We start from the raw sequence: 580 nt of genomic DNA on the forward strand, positions 1-580 counted from the left end.
TATCGGAAGGTGCGGCTGGATCACCTCCTTTCTATGGAGAATTACGAAGGTAACTTACGTTACCAACCTTACATGAGCGTTTCGTTTAGTTTTGAAAGAGCAATTCTCTTTCAATATAATGACTGTCAATCACCCTTTATGGGCCTGTAGCTCAGCTGGTTAGAGCGCACGCCTGATAAGCGTGAGGTCGGTGGTTCGAGTCCACTCAGGCCCACCATAAAGATCAAATTGACACCAAGATTACCGTCTGGTATATTACTCTTGGATAAAAATGGGGCCTTAGCTCAGCTGGGAGAGCGCCTGCCTTGCACGCAGGAGGTCAGCGGTTCGATCCCGCTAGGCTCCACCAACTACATCTACTATAGAATTGTACGTTAGTACAAACAATTAGTGGACATGTTCCTTGAAAACTAGATAGCATAAACAACGACATCCAATAAGAATTATTTAGCAACACTTAGTAATAACTCGAGGAGTTAGATTGAGCAATCAAGTCTAATGAATCTAAGGTTAAGCTACTAAGGGCGCACGGTGGATGCCTTGGCACTAGAAGCCTAAGAAGGACGGGACGAACACCGAT

2 tRNA genes are annotated in these 580 nt (G+C 45.0%); both read left to right on the forward strand.

The features are described 5' to 3' along the window. Window positions 1-140 precede the first annotated feature (140 nt). Window positions 141-217, forward strand: a tRNA-Ile gene (locus tag JI666_RS20965). 56 nt (window positions 218-273) lie between these two features. Then, a tRNA-Ala gene (locus JI666_RS20970) sits at window positions 274-349 on the forward strand. Window positions 350-580 lie beyond the last annotated feature (231 nt).

The sequence above is a fragment of the Bacillus sp. NTK071 genome (genome assembly GCF_017303315.1).
Lineage (GTDB): Bacteria > Bacillota > Bacilli > Bacillales > Guptibacillaceae > Guptibacillus.